Genomic DNA, 23,950 nt, shown 5'->3' with positions numbered 1-23,950 from the left:
CGTTCTATGGGTACGGTGGCGAGGTACGGATCGGGAGACGGCGGGCGGTGGACGGCATGCTGATGTTGGGCTTCGCGGGGTTCATGGGGATCTTGAAGATCATCCTGATGGCCCTCGCCGCGTTCGGGCTCGTCGACGCCGCGCTCCGGCGCGAGGACGCCTTCCGCGCGGCCGACAAGCAGAACAAGGTCTTCTGGCTGATCATCCTCGGCATCGCGCTCGTGGTCAGCTACCTGTTCTCGATCCTCGGTATTCTGCCGATCGTCGGCCTGGTGGCCAGCATCGTCTACATCGTCGACGTACGCCCCGCGCTCAAGCAGGTCTCCGGCGGCAGCGGCCCGGGCCGCCGCCGCGGCGGAAGCAGCAGCGACGGCCCGTACGGGCCGTACAACGGCGGCCGCTGAGCCCCCCGGCGGGCGGCTTACGGCGTGCGGTCCAGCAGGACCACTGCCACGTCGTCCGTCAGCTCCCCGCCGTTGAGGTCGCGGACCTCGCTCACCGCCGCCCGCAGCAGCCCTTCGCCCTGTCGGCCCTCGGAGAGCTGGCGGCGGATCATCTCCACCATCCCGTCCTGGCCCAGGCGTTCTCCGCCCCTGCCCACCCGGCCCTCGATCAGACCGTCGGTGTAGAGCATCAGGCTCCACTCGGCACCCAGCTCCACCTGCAGTCGCGGCCAGCGGGCGCTGGGGAGCAGGCCGAGGGCGGGGCCGTTCTTGTCGTACGGCAGCAGCTTCGCGGTGTGGCCGGGGCGGGCGAGCAGTGGGGACGGATGTCCGGCCAGGCACAGGCCCGCCGAGCGGCCGTCCGGGGCGATGTCCACCGTGCACACCGTCGCGAAGATCTCCTCGTCCGCGCGCTCGTGCTCCAGCACCTGCTGGAGGGTGCCCAGCAGCTCGTCGCCGGACAGCCCGGCCAGCGTCAGCGCCCGCCAGGCGATGCGCAGCTCCACGCCGAGCGCGGCCTCGTCCGGGCCGTGGCCGCAGACGTCGCCGATCATGGCGTGCACGGTGCCGTCCGGGGTGCGGACGGCGTCGTAGAAGTCGCCGCCGAGCAGGGCCCGGGAGCGGCCGGGGCGGTAGCGTGCGGCGAACCGCAGCGAGGAGCCGTCCAGCAGTGGCGTGGGCAGCAGCCCGCGCTCCAGCCGGCGGTTCTCCTGAGCGCGCAGGCGTCCCTCCGCCAGGCGGCGTTCTGCCGTGTCGGAACGCTTCCGCTCCACCGCGTAACGGATGGCGCGGCTGAGCAGGCGGCCGTCCAGTTCATCCCGGAACAGGTAGTCCTGGGCGCCGACGCGTACGGCCTCGGCGGCGCGCTCGGCGTCGCCGGAGGCGGTCAGCGCGAGCACGGCGTGCCGGGGTGCCAGCTCCAGCACGTGCTTGAGCACGGCCAGCTCGTCGGCGTCCTCGTTGTGGGCCCGGCCGGGCGCCGGAAGTGCGAGGTCCAGCAGGATGCAGTGGACGTCGTCGGTGAGCAGCCGCCCGGCCTCGGTGAGGTTGCGGGCGGTACGGACGCGGATCGGCTTGCCGGAGGCGTCCAGCAGTTCGGGCACGATCGGCGAGCCTGCCGGATCGTCCTCGATCAGCAGCAGCGTGAGAGGGGCGCCGGTGGCGCCGCCGGCCGTGGCGCTGCGCTGAGCCTCTTCCTTGAGGGGACCGCCATGGGCGGCGGCCTGCGCCTGACCACTCTCCGCGGCCGGGATCGCTCTCTGCCGCGGTACGGGTACGGGCATCTTCTTTGTTTCCTTCCCTCCCCCCGAGGGCAGGCGGGGCGAGGGACCTCGACCCACCGTCGGGTGACCATAGCGGTACTGCCCGCCCCGATGGAATGGTGTGAGCCGCGCCGCTCGGGCGCAGTCCGCTGTCATATGCCGCGATCCGTATCGCAGTTGGACAGGACGGTCGGCGAGCTGGGATGACGAAGCTCACGTATCGCCCGGGTTTGGGCGGGCGTTGGGCGTGTGGTGGGTCACACGGGAGGTCGCACGCGGGGGGTGCGGGGCGGGTGGGGGCCGTCACATGACCTGGCTCACGCGTCCGGTCGTACGACTCCCAGGATCGGCATCGAACCCGCGCCCGCGACCGTCACCGTGCGTCCGGGCCGCGGGGCGTGGATGATCGCGCCGTCGCCGACGTACATCGCGACATGGCTGGCGTCGTCGAAGTAGATGATGAGGTCGCCGGGGCGCATGTCCTTGACGTCCACATGCTTGAGCTGTTTCCACTGCTCCTGCGAGGTGCGCGGGATGGGGTCACCGGCGTTCAGCCAGGCCTGGGAGGTCAGGCCCGAGCAGTCGTAGGACTTGGGGCCCTCGGCGCCCCACACGTACGGCTTGCCCAGCTGGGCGGTGGCGAACTTGACCGCTTTCTTGCCCTGCGCGGAGGCCTTGCCGTTGATCTCGTCGAGGATGCCGGTGTCCAGCCACTTGGTCTGGGCCTGGGAGGCGGCCTGCTGCTCCAGCTCGGCGAGTCGTTCCTGCTCCTTCTTCTCCAGCCGGGACTCCAGCTGCTCCGCCTCGGAGATCTGCTGCTTGATCTTCTTCTTGGCGGCCGCCTTGGCCTTGCGGTTGGCCTCCAGCTTCTGCCACTGGGCGGAGGCGTCGTCGGCGTAGCTCCGCAAGTCCTTCTGGGTGCGGGTCATTTCCGCGATCAGTTTGTTGGTCGCCCGCTGGCCGTTCAGCACCGTGCCGGCCCCGTCGATGAACTCCTGTGGGTCGTCGCTGAGCAGGAACTGGGCGGTGGGCGGCAGTCCGCCGGTGCGGTACTGGGCGCGGGCCGCCGCGCCGGCCTGGTTCTTGAGCCGCTCCAGCTTCTGCTGTCCCTCGACGATCTTCTTCGCCAGCTCGACGATGCGGGCGGACTGCTCCTTCGTCCGCTCCTCGGCCGCGTTGTAGGCGTCGGTGGCGACGGCGGCGTCGTGGTAGAGCTTGTCGAGCTTCTCGCGGACCTTCTCAAGGTCCTTGCTCGGCGGGGGAGTCGGTGACGCGCTCGGGGACGCGCTCGTGCTCGGTGTGGGGGTCGGGGCGGCGAATGCCGTGCCGGGTACCGCCAGTACGGTCACCGCGCAGACCACCGTCACGGCGGCCGTGAGCAGACCGCGCTTGCCCGTGCCCATGTGCTCCCCCAAACTGATTTACCGTCAGTAACTTACGGTCGCCCGACGGATCGTGCCACGGCGACGCGCAAAACGACAGAGGTCGCGGGAAGTCGGATTTTCGCCCCGCCCATCCGCGCACTTCCCCCTGTCCACGCCGATTACGACGATCGGCGCGCCGATGTGACGCATGACGCACGGAGATCGTTCCCGAGGGTGCTCAGCGCCCGCGCGGCGCCAACGCTCCCCAGGCCACCGTCACTTCCCCCTGGCGCCAGCGCGCCGGTGAGTCGGTTATGGGCCAATCGGTGCGCAGGTCCCGGACTGTACGGATCCAGCGCTGGCGGGCGCCGTAGGAGGCGTAGGGGGCGGCGGTCGCCCAGGCGCGGTCGAAGTCGCGCAGGAAGGCGTGCACGGGCTCGCCGGGCACATTGCGGTGGATCAGGGCCTTCGGCAGCCGCTCGGCGAGGTCCGAGGGGCGCTCCAGGGAGCCGAGCCGGGTCGCGAAGGTCACCGTCCGCGGGCCCTCGGGGCCGAGCGCCACCCACACGTGCCGGCGCCCGATCTCGTCACAGGTCCCCTCGACCAGCAGTCCGCCCCGCGAGCCCCCGCCCGCCGGTGCGAGCCGCGCGCACAGCCGCTCCCACACGGCGGCGACCTGGCCCTCGTCGTACTGGCGCAGCACGTTGGCGGCCCGCACGAGCACCGGCCGTCCGGACACCGGGACCTCGAAGCCGCCGTGCCGGAAGGCCAGGCCCTCCCGCTCGTACGGCTTCGCCGCCGCGACCCGCTCCGGCTCTATCTCGACGCCGACCACGCGCGCGCGGGGTGCGGCGGTCCGCAGCCGGCCGAGCAGCTCGACCGCGGTCCACGGCGCCGCCCCGTACCCGAGGTCGACCGCCACCGGATCCGGGGCACGCCGCAGCTCGGCGCCGTGCGTGGCCGCTATCCAGCGGTCCATGCGCCGCAACCGGTTGGGGTTGGTCGTCCCGCGCGTCACCGTTCCCACGATGGGGGTCCCCCCGCTCGAGCGGAGCCGAGAGTGGGGGAGGGTCGTCGCGCGGGCTGTCATGCATACGAGGGTAGGCGGACCCCGGGAGGTCGGATGCCGACGCGACACTTGTCGAACGGTTGAGCGAGTGACAGTAATGATTCAGTAAAGGCTGCCGCAGGGGAATTCGAGCCGCCCCCGCCGCTGTTGCACCCCCTTGGAGGGCGAGGTCGGTCCTCCGGCAGGCATGCCCGCAGCAAGGAGGAAGCCCACGTGAGCCAGTACGTCAGCAGGCTCGGGCGTCGCTCCCCGGCGGCCCCCTCGCGGCTCAGGCTCCACCGCAGGCCCCGCCGCGTCGCCATGCTCTCCGTGCACACCTCACCGCTCCACCAGCCCGGCACCGGCGACGCCGGCGGCATGAACGTCTACATCGTGGAGCTGGCCCAGCGCCTCGCCGCGATCAACATCGAGGTCGAGATCTTCACCCGGGCCACGGCCGGCGACCTCGAGCCCACGGTCCAGCTCGCGCCCGGCGTCCTCGTCCGGCACGTCGACGCCGGCCCCTACGAGGGCCTGGCCAAGGAGGACCTGCCCGCCCAGCTGTGCGCATTCACGCACGGTGTGATGCAGGCCTGGGCCGGCCACCGCCCCGGCTACTACGACCTCGTCCACTCCCACTACTGGCTCTCCGGCCACGTCGGCTGGCTCGCCGCCCAGCGCTGGGGCGTCCCCCTGGTGCACGCCATGCACACCATGGCCAAGGTCAAGAACGCCAACCTGGCCGACGGCGACACCCCCGAGCCCGCCGCCCGGGTCATCGGCGAGACCCAGATCGTCGCCGCCGCCGACCGGCTCATCGCCAACACCGCCGAGGAGGCCGACGAGCTGGTGCGGCACTACGCCGCCGACCCGGCGAAGGTCGCCGTCGTGCACCCCGGCGTCAACCTCGACCGTTTCCGCCCCGCCGACGGCCGGGCCGCCGCCCGCGCCCGCCTCGGCCTGCCCCAGGACGCGCTGGTCCCGCTCTTCGCGGGCCGCATACAGCCGCTGAAGGCCCCCGACGTGCTGCTCCGGGCGGTCGCCGTCCTGCTGGAGGAGCGCCCGGAGCTGCGCTCCCGGCTCGTCGTACCCGTCGTGGGCGGCCCCAGCGGCAGTGGTCTGGCCAAGCCCGAGGGGCTGCAGAAGCTCGCCGCCCGGCTTGGCATCGCCGACGTCGTACGGTTCCGCCCGCCGGTCGGCCAGGAGCAACTCGCGGACTGGTTCCGGGCCGCCTCCGTCCTCGTCATGCCGTCCTACAGCGAGTCCTTCGGCCTGGTCGCGATAGAGGCACAGGCCGCCGGCACCCCGGTGCTCGCGGCCGCGGTCGGCGGCCTCCCGGTGGCCGTGCGCGACGGCGTCACCGGTTTCCTGGTCACGGGTCATCATCCGGCCGAGTACGCGCGCGTGCTGGGCCGTTTCGCCGACGAGCCGTCCCTGTCCGCCGAGATGGGCGCGGCGGCCGCCCGGCACGCGCAGTCCTTCGGCTGGGACACCGCCGCGGCCGCAACCGCCGACGTCTACATGGCCGCGACCCAGTCCCACCGCCGTCGCGTACGCTCCCAGCATGGGTGATGTGGAGAAGGCAGCGCAGGTCATCGAGGGGGTCCTGAAGGACGCCGAACTGGAGTGGGAGAGCCCGGAGCCCGGCACCTACGTCGTCAAGCTCCCCGGCACCCGCAAGCTCTCCACCACCGTCTCCCTCCTGGTGGGCCGCCACACCCTCTCCCTCAACGCCTTCGTCGTCCGCCACCCCGACGAGAACGAGGCGGGCGTCCACCGCTGGCTGCTGGAGCGCAACCTCAAGCTGTACGGCGTGAGTTACGCCGTCGACCGGCTCGGCGACGTCTACGTCACCGCCCGCCTGCCCCTGACCGCCGTCACCGCCGAGGAGATCGACCGCCTCCTCGGCCAGGTCCTGGAGGCGGCGGACGGCGCCTTCAACACCCTGCTGGAGCTGGGCTTCGCCTCCGCGATCCGCCGGGAGTACGCGTGGCGGGTGTCCCGCGGCGAGCCGACGCGGAACCTGGACGCGTTCAAGCATCTGATCGAGCGCCAGGCCGACTGACCGCCCCCAGGTAGAAGCTCACCCGATCTCGGTCGAGGCTCTCCCGTTACGCCCCCTTCCCCGCGCCGGGGCTCCGTGGCATGCTCACCGCCAACGCATTCCTGAACGTCGTTCATATCCATGAATATGAAGGGGTGGCCGGACATGAACCACGGGCACGTCAGCAGACGGACACTCCTCGCCGGCGCCACCGCCGTGGCCCTGGCCGCGGCAACCGGCACGGCGACCGCCGCACCGACACAGGTCCCCGCCCTCTGGCGGGAGTTCAGCCGCACCCCGTTCACTCACCCCCAGATCCCGTACGTCGGCCGGGCGGGCCACCGCGCCGGATCGCGCCGCTTCCCCCGCCCCCGCACCTTCGCCGAGGTCACCGACTACGGCGCCGTACCCGACGGCACCACGGACTGCGCCCCCGCGATCAACCGTGCCCTCGCCGCCGCCGGAAGGGCCGGCGGGGGCACGGTCACCATCCCGCCCGGCACCTTCCGCATCGACGACGTGATCCGCGTCGCCGACCCGAACGTGGTCCTGCGCGGCGCCGGCAGCGCCCGTACGACCCTGTATGCCACGAAGAACCTCACCGAACTGATCGGCGTCTACGGCTCCCGCTACGGCGGCGACAAGTCGTCCTGGTCCTGGGCGGGAGGCTTGATCTGGTTGGCCCCGAGGGCCCGTTGGGACTCCCTGGTGGCGGCGATCCGGGCCCGGGCCTGGCCCTTCGAGGGCTGGACCGACAACAGGCGGGACGAGTGGACGACCCTCACGACGGTCGAACCGGCCCTCCGGGGCTCATGGACGGTGACCGTGGCCGACACGGACCACCTGGCGCCGGGGCAGCTGGTCCTGCTCCGTCTGGCCGACGACCCTGCCCACACCCTCCTGCAGCACATGGCGGGCGGCGGCCCGGGCCCTGCCGCCTACACCTGGGACGACAAGACCAAGCTGACCTCCTACGTTCCCTACGAATGGCCCGTCCGCATCACCCGCGTGCACGGCCGCCGCATCACCCTCGAACGCCCGCTCCCGCTCGATCTGCGCCCGGAGTGGGACCCCCGACTGACCACGCACGTCCAGGAGTTGACCGGCTCGGGTGTGGCGGGCCTGACCCTGGAGGCGATGCAGACCCCGCAGTCCCCGCACCTCCTCGACAAGGGATACAACGGGGTCGTCCTCCAGTGCGCCTACGACTGCTTCGTGGACGACGTCACGGTCCGGCACGTGGACAACGGCTTCGGCCTGGTCGCGGCCTCGGCCTGCACCCTGCGCCGTACCCGGGTCGCGGGCCGCGGCTCCCACCACCCCTACTTCTGCCGCGAGGGCTCCCACGACAACCTGATCGAGGACTTCACGATCGAGCAGCGGACCGTGCCCGCGCCCGCCGGCACCCAGCTCCACGGCATCAACGTCGAGGGCCTGTCCTCCCACAACGTCTGGTCGCGCGGGGACATGCGGATGGGCACCTTCGACTCGCACCGCGGCCTGCCCTTCGCCGACGTGCGCACCGACATCACCGTGAACAACAACGGCCGTCACGGCGGCGACGCCAGCGCCGGCCCGCTCTTCGGCGCCCGCTTCGCCCACTGGAACATCCGGGTCACCAACGGCCGCGCGGGCCTGATGAAGATCGACGGCCTGGCACCGTACTCGGCGACGGTCGGCCTCGGCACCGTCACGGAGTTCGACCAGATCGACGTCCCCGACTTCACCGGCGACCTGCACTCCCGCCTGGAGCTGTACGGCACCACGGACGCGGTGCGCCCGCGCAACCTGTACGAGGCTCAGCGGGAACTGAGCCGGTAACGCCCCGGGGTGACCCCCACCAGCTTCTTGAAGTGCCGGGTGAGATGGGCCTGATCACAGAACCCGGTCGCCGCCGCCACCTCGCCCGGCGCCAGCCCGTCCAGCAGCAGCCGGCGGGCGCGGCCGACGCGGCGGGACATCAGGTACTGGTGTGGGGGGATGCCGTAAGCGGTGCTGAACGCCCGTACGAGGTGGGCGGGATGGGCGTGCAGCAGCCGCGCGGCCCCGGCGAGGGCGAGCCCCTCGACGACGTGCTCGTCGAGCAGCTCCCGCAGTGAACGGGCGAGGGCGGGGTCGGGACGGGCGGCGCCGCTCTCCCGCCGCCGCAGATGGTCCCGCAACCGCTCGCCGACGAGCGCCAGCCTGCTCTCCGCCTCCAGCTCGTCACCGGGCCGCCCGAGCGCGCCGTGCAACTGCCCGACCCGCAGCCGCAGCCCGGGATCCCTCAGATCGGGCCCGTCGACGGCCGCACCGATCAGCTCGTCCCCGAGATGGCGCCCGTCCAGGTAGAGAACCCGCTTGCGGAAGCCGTGCGGGGTGGCCGGGGAACCGTTGTGCGGAACGTGCGGCGGCAGCAGCGAGACGGTGTCGTGCGGGGTCCCGTGCTCATGCCGGTCGAGGTCGTACCGCACGGCTCCGTCGTCCACGATGAGCAGCGTCCAGGCGTCGTGGACGTGCATCGGGTAGGCGTACTCGGTGAAGTGGGCGTGGAAGACCTCCACGACACCCGGGATGCGGGGGCGCCAGGCGGAGACCTCGGACTGGGCTGCGGCGACCACGCAAAAAACGTACAAGACGGTGCCGTACGACGGTCGGCAGTCTCACCCCATGAACACCGAGAACACCGAGAACACCGAACAGCGTCCCGACGCCCCCGCCGAGCCGGTCCGCTTCGAGACGAAGATCGCCGTGCTGCTCCGCGCGGACCTGGAGCCCTGGCAGCGCCTGAACGTCACCGCGTTCCTGGTCAGCGGCCTGGGCAGCCAGGTCCCCGAGGTGATCGGGGACCCGTACGAGGACGCGGACGGCGCGTCGTACCTGCCGATGTTCCGCCAGCCGGTGCTGGTCTTCGAGGGCACCAAGGAGACCCTGCGGGAGGCGCACACCCGGGCCCTCGCGCGCGCCCTGCCGTGCGCGGTGTTCACGGCCGACCTCTTCACGACGGGCAACGACCGCGACAACCGCGCGGCGGTACGGGCCGTGCGGACCGCGGATCTGGACCTGGTCGGCCTGGCGGTGTACGGACCGCGGAACGGGGTGGACAAGGTGCTGAAGGGGGCGCGGATGCACCTGTGAGGGCGAGGGCCGCGCCCCCTTCACGACTTGGACGCCGGCCGGGAGGGGTGTGTGGAGTGCCGGGGCCTGCTCCTGGACGAGATCTGGCCGACGAGTTCCCAGAAGCACACCAGAGCGGTGACCGGCGGAATTCCGAAGATGACCAATGAGAGCAGCGCGTGCGACGAGTGACTGACACACAGCGCCATGGCCATCGCGGAGGAGGCCACCACGACGCACCAGGACCGCCGCGCACTGCGCCGTTGAGCGGTGGCCCGAATCACCGAAAGAGCTGCCACGAACCACGGCCCGTACACCGTCAGCGGCCAGCATTGCGCCAGTCCCGTCGGCAGCATCGACGAGGCGATCCCGCGCAGTTGGTCGTAGGAATAGCAGACGGACCAGGCCAGCATGGCCACCGCGCACAGCGAGACCGTCGCGATCAGGAACGAGATGTGGGTGACGCGCCGACCGCCGTCGAGGAAATGGGATTCGTGGCGGGGGCGCCGACGGCTGCTCCGGCGCGGGGACGGGATGTTCAGCGGGGTGCTGGGAACGGTGGGCATGCTGGCCGTCGTGGACAGCATCTGGGCCAGCTCCTCGACCGGGTCCCAGTCGGTCGCTGCGATGTCCGGCTCCGGGACGCTCCAGGCGTCGCCGTAGAGACCGGCTTGGTCGTGAATCCTGTCCATCGGTAATCCTCCGGCCCCCGCCTCAGGCTCCGTACAGATCCGCCATCGCCCGCAGATATTCGGTTTCCATTCTGTTGATATTGTTCAGGAAATCATCGAGCAGGTCCGAGCACGACTTGAGGCCCCCGTCGCCGTCCCAGCGGAGCATGGTCGTCGGATGATCTTCACTTGCGTACCAGTTGAATCGCGTCACGGTCACCTAACGACAGTCACTGGAGGTGAGGTTGTGAGGCGTTCGGGGGATGCGGGTCCCCCGAAAGGGGAGTTTTTGAGCGCCTGCCAATATATGGTTGTTGGAAAAGTGAATACCCAGGCAATTACATTCCCTGAGTACTGGAATTAAAATGGTCGGTCCCGGCCGGGGGCTTGCCAGGGGGAGTGAAGGTGGCCTACGCGCGCGCCCCCTCCGGCAGAGCTGCCGGAGGGGGCGCGGCTGTTCGTCAGGCGCTGGTCGTTCAGCCGAACATGCCGGGCTCGTAGTCGCCCGCGGGCTGCTGGACGACGACGTTCAGACGGTTGTAGGCGTTGATCAGGGCGATGAGGGAGACCAGGGCGGCCAGCTGGTCCTCGTCGTAGTGCTTGGCGGCGTCGGCCCAGGCCTCGTCCGTGACGCCACCGGCCGCGTCGGCGATCCGGGTGCCCTGCTCGACCAGCTCCAGGGCGGCGCGCTCGGCGTCGGTGAAGACCTTGGCCTCCCGCCAGGCCGCGACCAGGTGGAGGCGCTGTGCGGTCTCCCCGGCGTGCGCGGCGTCCTTGGTGTGCATGTCGGTGCAGAAGCCGCAGCCGTTGATCTGGCTGGCGCGGATCTTCACCAGCTCCTGGGTGGCGGCCGGCAGGGTCGAGTCCGAGATCGCCTTGCCCGCCGAGTTGATGTACCGCATGAACTTGCCGGCGACCGGGTTGGCGAAGAGGTTCAGGCGAGCTTCCATCGTGGGCTCCTGTGTCGTTGCTGTTGGCTACACCTGCTTGACGGATCGACTCGACGAGATGTGACAGGGCTGAATGTGACCTGCATCACTCGATCGCCAGGGGTCAGGCGGTAGGGGTCAGACCGCCTGCTCGGACACCTGCGGCCGCTGCTGCCGCCCGGGCGCCGCAGCGTCCCCCTCCGTGTCCCCCTCCATGTCCCCTTCCGCGTTCTCCTCCTCGGGAAGCCGTCGCATGAGCACGCCGTACCCCACCCCCGCCACCGTCCCGACGGCCGCGCACATGGCCCACAGCCACTCCGCGCCGAACCGGTCGATGACGGCGCCGGACATGAGCGGCGCGATCAGGGCGGCGACGGACCACGAGAGCGTGTACATGCCCTGGTAGCGCCCGCGTCCGTGCGCGGGCGACAGCCGGACGACGAGCCCGGTCTGGGTCGGCGCGCTGACGATCTCGGCGAGCGTCCACACGCACACGGTGAGCGCGAAGACCCCGACCGACCCGGCGAAGGCGGTGAGCCCGAAGCCGTACCCGGCGAGGACCGAGGAGACGATCAGCAGCGTGCGCGGATCCCGGTGCTCGATGAAGCGGGTGACCGGGATCTGCAGGGCGACGATCAGCACGCCGTTGACGGCGATGGCCAGGCCGTAGTCGGCGGGCGAGAACCCGGCCCGCCCCATGGCCACAGGCAGTCCGACCGAGCCCTGCTGGAAGACGAGGGCGACGAGGAAGGACAGCCCGACGACGGCCATGTACCGCCCGTCGCGCAGCACCGTCATGAGGCTGACGTCGGCGTCGGCCTGCCTGGCCGTGGCGGTGGGCCGGGACTCGGGCACCTTCAGGAACACGACGAGCGCGCACGCCAGGGTCATCCCGGCCTCGATCAGGAACCCGGCGAGATAGCTGAACTCGGCGATGAACCCCGCGCCCATGGAGGAGACGGCGAAGCCGAGGTTGATGGCCCAGTAGTTGAGCGAGAAGGCCCGTACCCGGTCCTCGGGCCGCACGATGTCGGCCATCATCGCCTGCACCGCGGGCCGGGAGGCGTTGGAGGCCATGCCGACGAGGAAGGCGACGGCGGCGATGGCGACGGGGTCCCGCATGAACCCGAGCAGCGCGACGGACCCGGCGGTGGCGGTCTGCGCGATCAGCAGCGTGGGCCGTCTGCCGATCCGGTCGGCCATCACCCCGCCGCCCAGCGAGGAGACGACCCCGCCGAGCCCGTGCAACGAGGCCACGAGACCGGCGTACGAGGCCGAGTACCCGCGGTCGAGGGTCAGGTAGAGCGCCATGAAGGTGGCGACGAAGGCGCCCAGCCGGTTGACGAGGGTGCTGGTCCACAGCCACCAGAACTCGCGGGGGAGCCCGGAGACGGTCTCCCGGGCGGCTCGTCTCAGACGGGCGACGGACATGAAGAAACCCCCACGATGCACGCTGATGTAAGTACCTACAACCAAAAGCGCAACTTACATCCGGCGGCTGAATCCCGGCCACTCAATTAACGGATGCCGTCAACTGTCCGGCTGCTGGGCGCGGGCCCTGGCAGGGCTAATGCGTGGATTACGCTCTGAGGCATGGCCGACGCACCGTACAAGCTGATCCTCCTCCGCCACGGCGAGAGCGAGTGGAACGCGAAGAACCTGTTCACCGGCTGGGTGGACGTCAACCTCAACGAGAAGGGCGAGAAGGAGGCGGTCCGCGGCGGTGAGCTGCTCAAGGACGCCGGCCTGCTCCCCGACGTGGTCCACACGTCCCTCCAGAAGCGCGCGATCCGCACCGCGCAGCTGGCCCTCGAGGCCGCCGACCGCCACTGGATCCCGGTCCACCGCACCTGGCGCCTGAACGAGCGCCACTACGGCGCCCTGCAGGGCAAGGACAAGGCGGCCACGCTCGCCGAGTTCGGCGAGGAGCAGTTCATGCTCTGGCGCCGCTCGTACGACACCCCGCCGCCCGCGCTCTCGGACGACTCCGAGTTCTCCCAGGCGAACGACGCGCGCTACGCCTCCATCCCGCCGGAGCTGCGCCCGAAGACGGAGTGCCTGAAGGACGTCGTCGTCCGCATGCTCCCGTACTGGTACGACGGCATCGTCCCCGATCTGCTCGACGGCCACACCGTCCTGGTCGCGGCCCACGGCAACAGCCTCCGCGCCCTGGTCAAGCACCTGGACGGCATCTCGGACGCGGACATCGCGGGCCTGAACATCCCGACCGGCATCCCCCTCTTCTACGAGCTGGACGCCGACTTCAACCCGGTGACCCCGGGCGGCAGGTACCTCGACCCCGAGGCGGCCGCGGCGGCGATCGAGGCGGTCAAGAACCAGGGCAAGAAGAAGTAGCCTTTGTGATCATGCCCCCGACCTGCGCATATGGCGCGAGTCGGGGGCGTTTTCACGGCCTGGGCCCACTGTGGGCCCTCAGCGCCCCGGATCTTGCGGCCGGAGCGCGCGGCCGAGAGCCTTCCGGGCGCGGTCCCGACTACTGGGCATGAGGTGCGCGTACACCTTCAGAGTCAGGCCCGGGTCGGAGTGCCCCAGGTACTCGCTGACGGCTTTGATGCTCTCGCCGGCATCCAGGAGAACGGACGCGTAGAAGTGCCGGAGCGCGTGCATGCCGTGCTCGCGAGCGGCCTCGTGCTCGCGGCTTTTGGCCTTCGGGATGACGCCCACCTTCGCAAGGGCGGGCTTCCAGTGGTCCTCGTTCAGCGACGTACGCCAGACGTGCCCGCCGCGCGGCCCGCTGAAGATCAGGCGCTTGGTCACGGGCTGGCCGTTCGCGCGCATCCACGGCAACGTGACCTCGACCGGCGGGAAGCGCTTGATGTGCTCCTGGAGAGCTTCTGCCACGGGATCGGGCAGAGGCACGTCACGGAGCTTTCCGCCCTTCGGGGGCGCGAACACGGGCTTGCTCAGGCTGAGCTTGAGTTGCTGCACCACGTGCAGGGTGCCGCTGTCGAAGTCCAGCTCATCGACGCACAGTCCGAGGATCTCGCCCTGTCGTAGGCCGCACCCGGCGCCTACGTCGACCATGGTCCGGAAGCGCTCAACCATGACGGTACGGACGGCGAAGACGCGTTCCGGCTGCCAGGGGACGACACGGCGCATGCCCATCTCGGGGAGCGTCACCGTCCGCGAATTGCAGGGGTTCCGGCGAAGGTAGCCGTCCTCCACGGCTGCGGAGAGGACGGCACGGACGTTGGAAAAGATCACGCGAGCGTACGCGCCGGACATGCCGGAGGCTTCGAGCTGGGTCACGAACTCGCGGATGTGGCTCGGCTGGAACGACCCGAGCGGACGCGACCCGATGCGGGGGAAGGCGTGCAGGCTGAGCTGAGACTGCATCGACGCCCGTGTGTTCGGGTCGCCGCTCTGGCTCGCCAGCCACCCTTCCGCGAACTCCTGGAAGGACGTCCGGGATGCGTTCGGGTCGATGTAGTCGCCCCGTGCGACGTCCGCAGCCATCTTGGCCAGCCACTGCTCAGCGAGGCGCTTCTGTCCGTCGGCGAAAGACTTGCTCTTGCGCTTGCCGTCGGGCGCGAAGTAGCGAGCCCTGTAGCGCAGGCCGGTGCCGTGGCGCTCGGTCTTGACGCGGACGGTCTTGCCGTTGGCGTCGGTCTCGGTCCTGAACCAACGGTCTTGAATGCTTCCTGCCATGAGAGGCGGAGTCCTTTCCCAGCATGGAGCAGGGGCGGCCGTTCAACGGCCACCCCTGACGGTGTGCGAGGCTGCGTCAGGCCGCGACGCGGTCGACGTTCTTGAGCTGAGTGACGTAGGCCCCCACTTCGGCGGGGTCGTAGCGAACGTGCTTACCGACGCGGAAGCCGGGAGGACCGGTGCGCTTCCTGCGCCACTGGTAGACGGTTTCGAGGGGGACGCCGAAGATCTCGGCGATGTCGTCGGGAGTGAGGTACCGGTCGGGGAGACCGCTGCGGAGGGTGGCGCGGGGGTCGGACTGAGCGGAACGGGTTCGGCTCATGGGGTCCTCAAAGGTTGAGTCGCGTTGGCTTCGGGGGTTTCTCGGACTCCGCGTGTGTCCGAGGTGTGGATTTCTGCGTCACCTGCGTCATCTGCGTCATTCGCGGCGCTGACCTGCGGTTTCTCGGTGACGCAGCAAGGTGGGGGTGCGTCACCGGTGACGCATGCCTCCGTCATCAGGTGACGCAGGTGACGCAGGTGACGCAGGTGACGCAGGTGACGCAGGATGACGCAGGAATCGGCTGTCTGCGTCACCCGTCTTTGGGCAGGTCACCGGCCGTTTTTGGGGTCCGGGTGACGCAGGTGACGCAGCGTCTCTCTGCTTCGGACAAAGAGGGGGGTGTCTGTTGTGGTGCGCGGCTCAGAGAGTGAAGAAGGAGCCGCTGCGCGGCGCGACCCTCGCAGGGCGGCGCCGCCGCCGAACAGCAAGAGGAGCACGCGGGGGCGGGTGCTCCTCTTGCTTGTCCGAGCGGTCGTGGTGCCGCTCGGTCAGAAGGCCGCTTCCTGCTCCGGCGAAGGCGGCGCGGCGGCCGGCCGCGCGATCTCGATGTAGCGGGATGTCTTGGTGCGTCCCCAGTCGATGAGGACGCCCCGGGCGGCGAGGGTGGGCTGAAGGCGCTTGAGGCGGTCTGAGAGCACCTTGCCTGTGGTCGGCCACCCTTTAGGCAGGGGACGGAAGTCCTCGCCCGTGTAGAGGCCCGTGAGGCAGTGCAGCCATTCGGCAGACGTCATCCGCTGCTCCGTGCCCGGCTCGACGCCGGCGGCGTGCTTGAGCACCGTCTGTGCCAACAGGTCGCCCTCGATGACGTCGTCGTTGAGGTCGTCCAGGCTGGCCCGGTAGGCGGCGAGCGCTCCCAGACCGGTGGCCGCGTCGAGCTGCGCGCACAGGTGCGCGAAGTCGGCCATGCGCAGGTCGGTCGGGATGTCCGCCTCCGCTGCCCGCACCTGCACTGTGAGGTCCAGGAGAGAGCCGAGGATGACGGGCAGCACCTGGGCGAAGTCCGACCACAGTTCTGCCTCGGTGCGCCGAACCCGGGGGCGTTCCAGCCGGAGCGGCAGGAGCCGTTCTGCGAGGTCGGGCCGGATCACGCCTACGTCGATGCCGGTCAGGAGCAGGGGGCGGCGGTAGCCGATGCGGAAGACGTCCCCGTCGGTGAACAGGGCGCGCTTGACGTTCTCGGCGCCGGTGACGATGCAGCACATCGCGTCGGACAGCTCCGGGGTCATGTGGGAGAGGTTGTCCAGGGCGGTGACCCAGCCGGCCGCCACCGCCGTGATCAGGTTTTCCTCATCCTTCGGCGCCCGGCGCAGGTCCCCGGTCATGCCCTCGATGATCCGCACGAGCATGCGCCCACCGGTGGACTTGCCGGCGCCCTGCGGGCCGGTGAGGAACGGGGCCGGGACGGGCACGGTCGGCCCCAGGCATCCGATGAGCCACGCGATGGCCAGGCACTCGGTCTCGGCGGTGGCGAAGTTGCACAGCCGCATCAGCAGATCGATGCCCTTGCCGTCGGTGTCCTTGACCGGCAGGGGCAGTTCCCCCGTGAGCTGGGTGCGACGCCAGCAGACTTCCTGCGGGTCCGGGGTGCGGATGTCCCATCCGGTGGGGTGGATGCGGACGGACTGCCCGTCGCTGCGTCCCAGGTCCAGCCACGTCGCCCCGTCGTACCCGGGGGCGACGCGGATGTGGACGGGCTGTACGTCCTCGGTCAGCGCCAACGCTTCGATCAGGTCGAGTGCTTCCTTCATGGCGGTGCCGTTGAACACGCCGATGCCGTCCTTGAACAGGCCGACCATGAGTTCCTGCCGGTGGCTTCCGGTGGTGCCCTGGGAGCGGATCGGGCGCGCCACGGGATGGCCGTTGCGCTGCGCGTACACGGTGCCGTCGGCGGTGCGGAAGTACCGGAAGTGCGCTTGCGCGTAGTCGGTGATGATCTCGCGGGCGGGGGTCTTTTCGTCGTCGGACATGGTCACAGTCCCAACGTGGTGCGGGCGTTGGTCCACGCGTCCGTGCAGTGCCGCGGGCTCTCGCCCTTGGCCTGCGCGGCGGTGAACAGCCGTGCGACATGGGCGTCGGTGAGGCAGCCGCACCGGCCGTGCGTCGACAGCACCGCGAGGAACGTGCGGTACACGGTCGCGTGGATGGCGCTACGGGCCTCGCTGATGCGCTGCACGGCCATAGAGATGCCACGGTCCAAATAGGCGGGCGTGCGGTGGCGGCAGTCCCCCTGCCCGCCCCTGAGGGGCGCTGTGGGCGTCTGTGGCGCCATGCGAGCCGTGGTGGGCTCCTTTACTGCCAGCGCGCGCACAGCGTCCGGGAGAGCGACTGTGGAGCCGGTGCCGGGACCGAGCCAACGGGCGTAAGCCATCGTGGACTTGATGTCGACGCCGGGGCGGACGGCGTTCACGGACCGCATGGCGCCCTGGTAGATCCAGTGCTCCCCCCGCGTTGTCGGCACAGTGCGTGTGGTCGGCAGGGTGGCGCGCGCCCAGGCGACGGCCGCCGCGTCGTCCAGGTCGACGACGGTCACGCCGGCGCCACCGGGGTGGTAGGCGACGGCGGCGGCCCGACGCCACGCCGTCCCCCATGCCGAGGAGGTGAGGACGTCCGGATCGGTGGTGGCGGCAGCCCACGCGTGGCAGACGCCGGGGCACCGGCAGGGGCCGGGGTTCTTCATGTTCGGCCGTCCCCCGCACGCGTTGCCGGTACAGGCGGGACAGTTGCCGAACGGCACCTTCCCCGCCCGCAGGGGCAGGGGCGGGATGCCGTGTGCGGCGAGCATGAGCGCGGTGTCGAGCAGGGTCGGGGCGGCGGTCACGCGGCGACCTCCAGCGTCGGGGCGTGGGCGGCGAGGAACGCGCGGCCGATCCACTCGGTGTAGGCGGGCGGGAGTGCCTCGCGCAGCCGAAGGTGGTCGGTGGACCAGTCGATGCCCTTGGCGTCGCGGATCTCGGCGACGGTGGCCTTTCCCCCGCCAGCGCCGTACGCGGCGACGTACGGGCCGTCACGCCACTCGCCGTGGCGCCACCCGCGCACGTAGCCCCGGTGCCGAGGGTGCGAGGGCTGCACCGTCGTCCAGCCGCCCAGCTCGAAGTAGCGGTGCATGAGCACGGCGAGGCCGAACTGTTCCCCGCACAGTCGGATGTCCTTGCGGACCTCGGAGCCGGGAACGTTCTCGATCACGTACGGCCGTCCGGTGGCCTCCAGGGCGGCGCGGGTGGGGACGATGAGCCGGGGGTAGGTGCGGCCGATCCTCGCGTTGCGGGCGGCGTTCGTGCCCTTGGTCGGGGCGCCCTCACCCTGGCACGGGGGTGAGGCGTGGATGAAGTCGAACTCATGGCCGTGCTCGCGGATGAACTCGACCGCGTCGCCCTGATGGAACGCGTCCCCGCAGTAGTCCGGTTGGGCTTCCTTGTCCACGCCGGTGATGTGGCAGTTCCTGAACGCGCGCCGGTAGCCCTCGGTGGAGCCCCCGATGCACGAGTAGGCGTCCAGCACCCGAACGGGCTCGATCCGGGAGAGTAAGGCGAGGGCTCGCCCGATGGTGGTGAGTTGCGTCATGCTGGATGACCTCCAACAGGTCTGTTGAGGACGGTTGGACAAGGGCGACCCCGGTTCTTGGCGGAATGGGGGGTCGCCCTTGGCGTAGCTACTGGTAGAAGCGGTTGCGCTTGATCACGGCCTTGCGGATGTTGACCGTCGTGCCGCCCTTGCTGTGGTCGCGTCCGCTGAAGACCTGGACGGCGATCCAGCCGCCGAAGACGACGGCGGCCAGGGTGATGAGCTGGGTGATGAGCGCGGTCAGGGCTGTGATGAACGAGGTGAGCAGGAGCAGCCCGCCGCACACCGCGAGGAACCCGACGCCCCCGAGGGCGACGTTCACCGCTGCGCGGGACACGGGCGGCTTGGCCGCGACGGGTTCGGGCTGCATGGGGTTGATGGCGTAGCCGGTGATGACGCGGCCGTCGGGCAGGACGATGCTCGCGACCGCCGGGACGCTGCCCGGCTGCACGGCGACGATGGGCGTCGGCATGACGGCGGCCGCGGTGACGGGTGCGGGCTGGTGGACGTCGACGGCCCGGCCGGCGGGCGCGTTGCGGGTCTGTTCGGGGTGCATGCGGAATCCCTTCGAGTGATGGTTTGGGGAGGCGGAGACACACCCTTCGGTGTGCCGCGTACAGGGGGTTTCAGGGGCGCTGACCTGCGCACCTCCCTGCCTCCCCGAAGGGGTGTTTTCGCTGATCAAAGCAAGGGAGGCGGCCCGGGGAGGGGTTTGGGGAGATCTCCCCGCCTCCCCGGGCCGGGTGGGTGTGCCTCCCCGCGATCAGGCGGTGGAAGCGGAACCCTCGTCGTCGCGGTTGGCGAGCGCCCGAAGGACGTCGTCGCGGCGGACGACCATGCGGCCGTTGGACTTCTTCGGCTCCTCGCCGTGGGCCTCCAGCACCCGCTTGAGGTCACCAGGCGTCCAGTCGCCGTAGGCGTCCTCGTTCAGCACGGACAGCCGCTTGAGCACGTCCTGGGTGAACAGGCGCGGGCTGTCGCCGAGGGCGGCGGCGATGTCGGCGAGCGGGTCCCGCTCCTCCTCGTCGCGCTCGATGGCATGCAGGGTGGTGATCCCGTTGCGCATGGCCTTGGCGCGGTCGGCGATGACGACGGCCTCGTCGTCGTCGATGAAGTGGGTGCGCACGGTGATGGACGTCTGCCCGGCGGGGATGGCGATGCCGCCGGAGGAGACGACGAGGGTGCCCTTGTCCAGGTCCTGCCGGAGCAGGTGGGGTGCGGCGCCGCCGTTGACGGCCTTGTCTCCCAGTGCCATGCGGGCCTGAGATTCGGTGCCGACGACGAGGGAGGCGCGGGTGTGTGCGCCCTCGCGCACGAGCTTGGGCAGGTTCTGGTCGGTGGGGTCCTGCGTGCCCTGATAGAGCAGCACGTCCACCGCACGACCCTGGTTGTTGATCTTGCGGACGGCCATGAAGTACCGGGAGAGCTGGCTGCTGCCGCCGTACGGCCGCTTGTCCTCGTCCTTGACCGGGCACATGAACGCCACCTGCGCTTCGTCCACGATGCCGATCAGCGGCGGGAACTCGGTACCGGGCGGCGCCTGGAGACGGCGGTTCATCTCCTCGACCATGGCCTCGGCCATCTCGGTGGCCTGGATGACGTGGTCATCGGTGGGCCCCTGGATGAGGATGTCGGCGAGACCGTCGAACATGGCCCAGTCGCCGACGCCCTTGAGGTCCGCGATCCAGAACTGCACGGACTTGTCCAGGGCCAGCCACAGCGCGAGCGAGCGCAGGGCTGCGGTCTTTCCCTGGTTGGACAGGCCGGTGATGAGCAGGTGCCGTTGATACAGGCTCAGCGCCGCCGCATCGCCGCGCAGGTCCTGGCCCCAGGGGGCTTTGCCGGTCTTGTAGTTGGCGGTCAGGGACTCGTCGGTGACCAGCGGGGACGGGCCGATCGGTTCGTCCAGGGCGCCGGAGTCGGCGACCCACAGCCGGACCGTGCGGGCCGCCTGCGGGATGGTGATGAACAGCTCGTGCTCGTGCCGTCCCAGGTTCTCGGCGAGCTTGCGCCGCTTGCCCTGTACCTCGTTCGTCGACACCCCCGAGGGGAGGGTGACGTCGACTTCCACGCCGCATCCGGCGATGACGATCGGGGACAGCATCGAGGCGCCGGCATCGCCCATCTCCCGGATGGCCTTGCGCAGGGCCGGAATCCCGAGGTCGCGCAGGGCCTTGACCACGATCGACGGGGTGATCGGCTCACCCTCGCTGTTACGGACGTTGGCCGGGAGCGCCCACTGGGGGGCTGCTTGCTGGTGGGCGCCGACCGACCACAGCGCGAGCAGGGCCAGGAACGGGCCGATCGTCAGGGCCGGTCCCCACACCACGCGCACGATGGTGATCATCAGGTTGATGAACTTGATGACCGCCATCAGCGGGGTGACGACGTCGGTCGCGTCCTTGGTGGCTACGGCCATGGCGATGCCGAGCAGGACCAGTCCGCCGATGCCCATACCGGTGGTGATGGCCGCGCCTTTGGCTGCGTCGACGGGTGAGTGCAGGAGGTCCATGCGGCGGCGGTGGCGGGCCTCGCGGTAGCGCTGCCCGCGCTCCTCCCACTCGGCCGCAGCCTCGAAGTTCCCCACGGCTTCCGCAGTGCGCATGTAGCGCTCGTAGCGGGCGGCGGTGCGGCCGTCGCACGCCCGGCGGGCCACGATCCGGGCCCCACCTGCCACGTAGAGGGAGTGCCGGGCGACCGTGCGGGCGGTCGTCTTCGTCTTGTCGTGGGTGACGGCGGTCTTGATGGCGCGGCCGGAGCGCACCCACAGCGGCACGGGCGGCGCGGTGGGCGGGTCGGGGACCACGGTCAGCGTGGTCACGGCGGATGCTTCGGCCGGGGGGTCGGTGTCCTTGTGCAGGTGAACGACGTTGCCGCTCATGGCGGTAAGGCTCCTGACTGCCCCTGGCAGGGGCGGGAAGTTGAGGGGCGGCCACCCCGCCCGGCACCAGTGCGGGCGGGGCTTACGCGGGCTCAGCGGCCGTGCCGGGCGCGGTTCTCGGCGTGGCTGAGCTGGGACGGCTCGGTGCGCGGGCCGTCGAGCCAGCAGAACGGGCGGATGCCGTCGGCGGCCTTGAACACCCGCAGGGCGGCGCCGGCCGGGGCGTCCGGCAGGGCGTAGACGCGTCCGCCGTCGAGGGAGGCCAGCAGCCGGGCGGCGTGGTGCTCGCAGCCGTTGGCCCCGGCGTTATGGGCGTCGAGCACGGTCACGGCCACGGGGCCGGTGCAGGGGGTCGGGTCGTCCGGGTGGGCGGCAGGACAGCGGTTGTCCATGCTCACCACCAGCCGGAGGACTTCTTCGCGGCCCGCTCGGCGGCGGCCTCGCGCACGACGCGCAGCCGCTCGCTTCGCAGGGCGGCGAGTTCCGTGATGAGCCGGGTCTCGGCCGACTGCCACGCGGTGTCCAGCCTCTGTTCCGCGCGGGCGGGGCTGTTGCCCCGGACGATGCGGTAGGAGCCGGAGGCCAGCGCGGACAGCACCGCGCGCCGCTCCCTGCCGTCCAGCGGCCACGTCTCGCGGTTCCTGACCGCCTCCAGCTTGCGGTTGGTCCGTTCTATGTCCTTGTCCAGGCGGCGGGTGTCGGGCTTGCCCATGTCAGTCCTTCTGTCAGGCGGCCGTGCGGGTGGGATCGCAGGGCTCGCAGGTACCGAGGGAAGTGCGGATAGCCGGACATCAGGCGGCCCGCTCGGCGAGCAGCGCGTCGCGGAGCTTGCGCGCGTTGACCGGGGAGACGTGCAGGGCGCGGCGGATGCCCTCACCGGTGATGTTCGCGTCCGGCCAGTCGGCCGTAGCGGTGCGCGCTTCGGTCAGGAGCTGTTCCGGTGTGCGTCGCACACGGGGTGTCTTCGCGGCCGCCGGCACCCGGTACGTCGCCCGGGGCGATCGGGCCGACTCGGCCGCCACCGCCCGCTGTGCCGTCGACGGGGTCGGGGTCGACTCGATCGGGGCTGTGATGGCCGGGAGGGGCTTGAGCGGGGGACTCGACTTTCCCGCGTCGGCCGGGATGGGATCGGGCACTGGGAGCCGGGTCAGGGTGACCGTGGCGGGGGCCGATTCGTGCAGGTCAGCCGTAGACCGAATCATCTTGGTCTGAGTTGATTCCTCCGCATTCGTGGCTGCGGTGTCGATCGGGGTGGGGCGGTGGTGCAGGACCTTGGCCACCAGGTCCGATCCGAAGTAGATCGAGCCGACCGGAAGCGACGTGGCGAGCAGCACCAGGGCCCAGTTGGCGGGGTCCCAGTCGGCGAGGCGGCCCCAGTCGACCGCGCGGCCGTGCAGTTCGGGGACCAGCCCGTGCACGTAGTTCAGCACCAGCGAGGCGAGGGTGTAGGTGCCCAGCACCCGCAGGGCGAACGTGCGGTCGTGGCTGGCCAGTACCAGCGTGGCGACCAGTGCCAGCGCCATTAGGCCGTCGACCACGAACGGGTACAGGGTGGCGGCGGTGGTGTCGGCGCCGATGGCGTTGGCGATGTCGCGCAGCGCGTTCCACGAGACCCGGAACGCCATGCCGACCACGGCGACCAGTGCGGCCACGAGCAGGATGCGGCCCTTGCGGTTCATCGGCCGGCCTCCCCGTCGTACTCGTCCCAGTCGCCGGGCTCCCAGATGAACCGCTCACCCATCCATTCGTGGTCGTCGCCGTAGTCCGGCACGATCGTGAGCGGGACGGACGGCGGCGCAGGGAAGAGGCGGACGAGAAGGCGCCGCAGGGCGCGGCGAATGCGTGTCATGCGGCACCGCCCGGCAGGCTCGCGGCGGCGGTGCGGTTGGCCAGCGTCGCCCGCTCGGCGAGCACCCGGGCCAGCGCGCGGCGCGTGCGGCGGGTGTCCAGTTCGGTCGGCGTGCGGTCCAGGGTGAGGATCTGTGCGTCGAGGAGGTCGACCTCCGCCAGGATCAGCGGCATCTCGTCCTCGATCGCGTCCAGCTCCGCGTCCGTCGGCTCCATGAAGTCGGCGAACGCGGTAACAGCGTTCTGAACAGTGACGATGTGGCTCATTGGGTCGTGTTCCTCTCACAGGTGGAACGGCCCGAACAGCGGCTCCCGGGTGGCACCCCGGGAGCCGCGCGCCGTTGGAGTCGGGTGATCCGGCTCCCCGCGTCTCGCCCGTACAGCCGCTGCACGCAGCAGGGCCGGACGGGCGAGGGAGGCAACCGGCCGCAGCTGTAGGCGCTGCGAGGCCAGGAAGAGACGGACCGGGGAACTGCACGGGCGCCGCCGGCCGGTCCACCGCGGCGGCGCCCTCGTATGTCGTCGGTACACACCGACCTCCCGCAGAGCGCAGGGATACGGCTTCACCAGCGCACCGTTGCCACGGAGCACCGGTCCCGAGCCGGGAACATCGGGTGCGTCATCGTCACTGCTCTGACGCCAGCAGGGCAGCGTGCATCAGGTGGCACCCGAGCGGTTGACATCCCGAAAGGAAGGGATGATCCGCGCGAGCGTTCTCCAGAGCTGACACACAGGGCAGGACACGCTCACCTGCCACTAAGTGGCTGCCAACGGCCATCACACCGGCCGTTGCGGGGGCGGGGACACACCCC

General features: G+C 70.7%; 26 protein-coding genes. 6 read left to right on the top strand and 20 right to left on the bottom strand.

The features are described from left to right. Positions 1-56 precede the first annotated feature (56 nt). Positions 57-404, top strand: coding sequence for a DUF2516 family protein (locus tag ACFY3C_RS31705; RefSeq protein WP_386573871.1), 348 nt, complete (start codon positions 57-59; stop codon positions 402-404). Positions 405-421: 17 nt separating this feature from the next. Here ACFY3C_RS31705 and ACFY3C_RS31700 read toward each other — a convergent pair whose 3' ends face one another. The 3 genes from ACFY3C_RS31700 to ACFY3C_RS31690 all read right to left on the bottom strand — a co-directional run bounded on the left by ACFY3C_RS31700 (position 422) and on the right by ACFY3C_RS31690 (position 4,096). Then, positions 422-1,726: a PP2C family protein-serine/threonine phosphatase gene (locus ACFY3C_RS31700; RefSeq protein WP_386573726.1), complete on the bottom strand. Its 1,305-nt coding sequence runs from the start codon at positions 1,724-1,726 to the stop codon at positions 422-424. 296 nt (positions 1,727-2,022) lie between these two features. After that, a complete protein-coding gene (locus ACFY3C_RS31695) occupies positions 2,023-3,108 on the bottom strand; it encodes an NlpC/P60 family protein (protein ID WP_386573725.1) in 1,086 nt (361 codons plus the stop codon). Between the two features lie 199 nt (positions 3,109-3,307). After that, positions 3,308-4,096: a class I SAM-dependent methyltransferase gene (locus ACFY3C_RS31690; protein ID WP_390773205.1), complete on the bottom strand. Its 789-nt coding sequence runs from the start codon at positions 4,094-4,096 to the stop codon at positions 3,308-3,310. 255 nt (positions 4,097-4,351) lie between these two features. On the opposite strand from ACFY3C_RS31690, the gene mshA reads away from it, so the two are divergent. The 3 genes from mshA to ACFY3C_RS31675 all read left to right on the top strand — a co-directional run bounded on the left by mshA (position 4,352) and on the right by ACFY3C_RS31675 (position 7,982). Then, positions 4,352-5,689 (top strand): D-inositol-3-phosphate glycosyltransferase, encoded by a 1,338-nt coding sequence (mshA, locus tag ACFY3C_RS31685; RefSeq protein WP_386573723.1) that lies wholly within the window; start codon positions 4,352-4,354, stop codon positions 5,687-5,689. Then, complete coding sequence (locus ACFY3C_RS31680) at positions 5,682-6,182, top strand: YbjN domain-containing protein (protein ID WP_386573722.1); 501 nt, start codon at positions 5,682-5,684, stop codon at positions 6,180-6,182. Before mshA ends, ACFY3C_RS31680 begins: the two co-directional genes overlap by 8 nt. A gap of 144 nt (positions 6,183-6,326) precedes the next feature. Continuing rightward, positions 6,327-7,982: a glycosyl hydrolase family 28-related protein gene (locus ACFY3C_RS31675; RefSeq protein WP_390773204.1), complete on the top strand. Its 1,656-nt coding sequence runs from the start codon at positions 6,327-6,329 to the stop codon at positions 7,980-7,982. Here the strand turns inward: ACFY3C_RS31675 and ACFY3C_RS31670 are convergent. Continuing rightward, on the bottom strand, positions 7,961-8,761 hold the full coding sequence (locus tag ACFY3C_RS31670) for an AraC family transcriptional regulator (RefSeq protein ID WP_390773203.1): 801 nt from the start codon (positions 8,759-8,761) through the stop codon (positions 7,961-7,963). The genes ACFY3C_RS31675 and ACFY3C_RS31670 overlap by 22 nt on opposite strands. A 49-nt stretch (positions 8,762-8,810) precedes the next feature. Between ACFY3C_RS31670 and ACFY3C_RS31665 the strand changes: the two genes are divergently transcribed. Beyond that, a complete protein-coding gene (locus ACFY3C_RS31665; protein WP_390773202.1) occupies positions 8,811-9,278 on the top strand; it encodes a DUF2000 family protein in 468 nt (155 codons plus the stop codon). Between the two features lie 20 nt (positions 9,279-9,298). Here ACFY3C_RS31665 and ACFY3C_RS31660 read toward each other — a convergent pair whose 3' ends face one another. From ACFY3C_RS31660 to ACFY3C_RS31645, 4 genes are all read right to left on the bottom strand, one after another. Then, complete coding sequence (locus ACFY3C_RS31660) at positions 9,299-9,949, bottom strand: DUF2637 domain-containing protein (protein WP_390773201.1); 651 nt, start codon at positions 9,947-9,949, stop codon at positions 9,299-9,301. Between the two features lie 22 nt (positions 9,950-9,971). Next, the gene (locus ACFY3C_RS31655) at positions 9,972-10,148 is read right to left on the bottom strand and encodes a hypothetical protein (protein WP_390773200.1); all 177 of its coding nucleotides are present in this window, start codon (positions 10,146-10,148) and stop codon (positions 9,972-9,974) included. 256 nt (positions 10,149-10,404) lie between these two features. Then, complete coding sequence (locus ACFY3C_RS31650) at positions 10,405-10,878, bottom strand: carboxymuconolactone decarboxylase family protein (protein WP_145875930.1); 474 nt, start codon at positions 10,876-10,878, stop codon at positions 10,405-10,407. Positions 10,879-10,995: 117 nt separating this feature from the next. After that, positions 10,996-12,288, bottom strand: a complete 1,293-nt coding sequence (locus ACFY3C_RS31645) for an MDR family MFS transporter (RefSeq protein WP_390773199.1) — start codon at positions 12,286-12,288, stop codon at positions 10,996-10,998. A gap of 162 nt (positions 12,289-12,450) precedes the next feature. Here ACFY3C_RS31645 and ACFY3C_RS31640 point away from each other — a divergent pair, with 162 nt between their 5' ends. Further along, positions 12,451-13,212 carry a phosphoglyceromutase gene (locus ACFY3C_RS31640; RefSeq protein ID WP_390773198.1) on the top strand — a complete coding sequence of 254 codons (762 nt, stop codon included), beginning with the start codon at positions 12,451-12,453 and terminating at the stop codon, positions 13,210-13,212. A 78-nt stretch (positions 13,213-13,290) separates the two neighbouring features. Here ACFY3C_RS31640 and ACFY3C_RS31635 read toward each other — a convergent pair whose 3' ends face one another. The 12 genes from ACFY3C_RS31635 to ACFY3C_RS31580 form a co-directional block, all read right to left on the bottom strand. After that, a complete protein-coding gene (locus tag ACFY3C_RS31635) occupies positions 13,291-14,526 on the bottom strand; it encodes a tyrosine-type recombinase/integrase (protein ID WP_390773197.1) in 1,236 nt (411 codons plus the stop codon). A gap of 76 nt (positions 14,527-14,602) precedes the next feature. Then, positions 14,603-14,848, bottom strand: a complete 246-nt coding sequence (locus ACFY3C_RS31630) for a helix-turn-helix domain-containing protein (RefSeq protein ID WP_390773196.1) — start codon at positions 14,846-14,848, stop codon at positions 14,603-14,605. 488 nt (positions 14,849-15,336) lie between these two features. Continuing rightward, positions 15,337-16,815 carry an ATP-binding protein gene (locus ACFY3C_RS31625; protein WP_390773195.1) on the bottom strand — a complete coding sequence of 493 codons (1,479 nt, stop codon included), beginning with the start codon at positions 16,813-16,815 and terminating at the stop codon, positions 15,337-15,339. A 2-nt stretch (positions 16,816-16,817) separates the two neighbouring features. Next, positions 16,818-17,630 carry a DNA primase gene (locus ACFY3C_RS31620; protein ID WP_390773293.1) on the bottom strand — a complete coding sequence of 271 codons (813 nt, stop codon included), beginning with the start codon at positions 17,628-17,630 and terminating at the stop codon, positions 16,818-16,820. A gap of 32 nt (positions 17,631-17,662) precedes the next feature. Beyond that, positions 17,663-18,409: a DNA methylase gene (locus ACFY3C_RS31615; protein WP_390773194.1), complete on the bottom strand. Its 747-nt coding sequence runs from the start codon at positions 18,407-18,409 to the stop codon at positions 17,663-17,665. Between the two features lie 88 nt (positions 18,410-18,497). Then, the gene (locus ACFY3C_RS31610) at positions 18,498-18,965 is read right to left on the bottom strand and encodes a hypothetical protein (RefSeq protein ID WP_390773193.1); all 468 of its coding nucleotides are present in this window, start codon (positions 18,963-18,965) and stop codon (positions 18,498-18,500) included. Positions 18,966-19,172: 207 nt separating this feature from the next. After that, positions 19,173-21,290, bottom strand: a complete 2,118-nt coding sequence (locus ACFY3C_RS31605; RefSeq protein ID WP_390773192.1) for an FtsK/SpoIIIE domain-containing protein — start codon at positions 21,288-21,290, stop codon at positions 19,173-19,175. Between the two features lie 92 nt (positions 21,291-21,382). Continuing rightward, entirely contained in the window at positions 21,383-21,688 is a 306-nt protein-coding gene (locus ACFY3C_RS31600) for a hypothetical protein (RefSeq protein ID WP_390773191.1), read from the bottom strand. Continuing rightward, complete coding sequence (locus ACFY3C_RS31595) at positions 21,685-22,002, bottom strand: hypothetical protein (RefSeq protein WP_390773190.1); 318 nt, start codon at positions 22,000-22,002, stop codon at positions 21,685-21,687. Before ACFY3C_RS31595 ends, ACFY3C_RS31600 begins: the two co-directional genes overlap by 4 nt. A 79-nt stretch (positions 22,003-22,081) precedes the next feature. Then, entirely contained in the window at positions 22,082-22,969 is an 888-nt protein-coding gene (locus tag ACFY3C_RS31590; protein WP_390773189.1) for a DUF2637 domain-containing protein, read from the bottom strand. Then, positions 22,966-23,139, bottom strand: coding sequence for a hypothetical protein (locus ACFY3C_RS31585; protein WP_390773188.1), 174 nt, complete (start codon positions 23,137-23,139; stop codon positions 22,966-22,968). Before ACFY3C_RS31585 ends, ACFY3C_RS31590 begins: the two co-directional genes overlap by 4 nt. Next, entirely contained in the window at positions 23,136-23,405 is a 270-nt protein-coding gene (locus ACFY3C_RS31580) for a DUF6284 family protein (protein WP_390773187.1), read from the bottom strand. Before ACFY3C_RS31580 ends, ACFY3C_RS31585 begins: the two co-directional genes overlap by 4 nt. Positions 23,406-23,950: the final 545 nt, after the last annotated feature.

The sequence above is a fragment of the Streptomyces sp. NPDC001410 genome (genome assembly GCF_042895235.1).
In the GTDB taxonomy this organism is placed as follows: Bacteria; Actinomycetota; Actinomycetes; order Streptomycetales; family Streptomycetaceae; genus Streptomyces.
The sequence above is the reverse complement of the archived record's forward strand: the minus strand, read 5'-3'. Positions and strand labels throughout refer to the sequence as shown.

Excerpts from the sequence above, each read along its gene's own strand:
- ACFY3C_RS31580 (WP_390773187.1), bottom strand. The coding sequence starts at position 23,405 with ATGAGCCACATCGTCACTGTTCAGAACGCTGTTACCGCGTTCGCCGAC.
- ACFY3C_RS31585 (WP_390773188.1), bottom strand. The coding sequence starts at position 23,139 with ATGACACGCATTCGCCGCGCCCTGCGGCGCCTTCTCGTCCGCCTCTTC.
- ACFY3C_RS31625 (WP_390773195.1), bottom strand. The coding sequence starts at position 16,815 with ATGTCCGACGACGAAAAGACCCCCGCCCGCGAGATCATCACCGACTAC.
- ACFY3C_RS31705 (WP_386573871.1), top strand. The coding sequence starts at position 57 with ATGCTGATGTTGGGCTTCGCGGGGTTCATGGGGATCTTGAAGATCATC.
- ACFY3C_RS31650 (WP_145875930.1), bottom strand. The coding sequence starts at position 10,878 with ATGGAAGCTCGCCTGAACCTCTTCGCCAACCCGGTCGCCGGCAAGTTC.
- ACFY3C_RS31675 (WP_390773204.1), top strand. The coding sequence starts at position 6,327 with ATGAACCACGGGCACGTCAGCAGACGGACACTCCTCGCCGGCGCCACC.
- ACFY3C_RS31665 (WP_390773202.1), top strand. The coding sequence starts at position 8,811 with ATGAACACCGAGAACACCGAGAACACCGAACAGCGTCCCGACGCCCCC.
- ACFY3C_RS31640 (WP_390773198.1), top strand. The coding sequence starts at position 12,451 with ATGGCCGACGCACCGTACAAGCTGATCCTCCTCCGCCACGGCGAGAGC.
- ACFY3C_RS31660 (WP_390773201.1), bottom strand. The coding sequence starts at position 9,949 with ATGGACAGGATTCACGACCAAGCCGGTCTCTACGGCGACGCCTGGAGC.
- ACFY3C_RS31610 (WP_390773193.1), bottom strand. The coding sequence starts at position 18,965 with ATGCACCCCGAACAGACCCGCAACGCGCCCGCCGGCCGGGCCGTCGAC.
- ACFY3C_RS31620 (WP_390773293.1), bottom strand. The coding sequence starts at position 17,630 with ATGCTCGCCGCACACGGCATCCCGCCCCTGCCCCTGCGGGCGGGGAAG.
- ACFY3C_RS31695 (WP_386573725.1), bottom strand. The coding sequence starts at position 3,108 with ATGGGCACGGGCAAGCGCGGTCTGCTCACGGCCGCCGTGACGGTGGTC.
- ACFY3C_RS31605 (WP_390773192.1), bottom strand. The coding sequence starts at position 21,290 with ATGAGCGGCAACGTCGTTCACCTGCACAAGGACACCGACCCCCCGGCC.
- ACFY3C_RS31700 (WP_386573726.1), bottom strand. The coding sequence starts at position 1,726 with ATGCCCGTACCCGTACCGCGGCAGAGAGCGATCCCGGCCGCGGAGAGT.
- ACFY3C_RS31615 (WP_390773194.1), bottom strand. The coding sequence starts at position 18,409 with ATGACGCAACTCACCACCATCGGGCGAGCCCTCGCCTTACTCTCCCGG.
- ACFY3C_RS31630 (WP_390773196.1), bottom strand. The coding sequence starts at position 14,848 with ATGAGCCGAACCCGTTCCGCTCAGTCCGACCCCCGCGCCACCCTCCGC.
- ACFY3C_RS31635 (WP_390773197.1), bottom strand. The coding sequence starts at position 14,526 with ATGGCAGGAAGCATTCAAGACCGTTGGTTCAGGACCGAGACCGACGCC.
- ACFY3C_RS31595 (WP_390773190.1), bottom strand. The coding sequence starts at position 22,002 with ATGGGCAAGCCCGACACCCGCCGCCTGGACAAGGACATAGAACGGACC.
- ACFY3C_RS31680 (WP_386573722.1), top strand. The coding sequence starts at position 5,682 with ATGGGTGATGTGGAGAAGGCAGCGCAGGTCATCGAGGGGGTCCTGAAG.
- ACFY3C_RS31645 (WP_390773199.1), bottom strand. The coding sequence starts at position 12,288 with ATGTCCGTCGCCCGTCTGAGACGAGCCGCCCGGGAGACCGTCTCCGGG.
- ACFY3C_RS31590 (WP_390773189.1), bottom strand. The coding sequence starts at position 22,969 with ATGAACCGCAAGGGCCGCATCCTGCTCGTGGCCGCACTGGTCGCCGTG.